Raw genomic sequence first — 241 nt, 5'->3', positions numbered from 1 at the left:
TCCCATGTTCACGCAAAATATTAACCACTTGTTCAAGTGCTATTTCCATCGATTGCTGACCAATATCTGACAATGACATACTTGGCGCTAATGAAGCAGGTTCAATACCCACTAAAATCAGTTTGCGAGGAAATTCATCGGTCATACGTAAAGCCATTAATACATCCGATAGCCCGAGTTGATGCGGTGAAATTTTCTGGGTAAATAATGCAGGTACATCATCATCATGTAATACAAAGAT

The 241-nt window shown here is 39.0% G+C and carries 1 protein-coding gene; it reads right to left on the bottom strand.

Going from position 1 to position 241, the window contains the following annotated elements:
• Positions 1–241 (bottom strand): hydrogenase maturation protease (locus GYB81_RS24075; RefSeq protein ID WP_161898026.1); only part of this gene is annotated, 241 nt, incomplete at both ends.

This window comes from Pseudomonas yangonensis (assembly GCF_009932725.1).
GTDB classification, from domain to species: domain Bacteria; phylum Pseudomonadota; class Gammaproteobacteria; order Pseudomonadales; family Pseudomonadaceae; genus Aquipseudomonas; species Aquipseudomonas yangonensis.
This window is presented reverse-complemented; position numbering and strand designations above follow the sequence as displayed.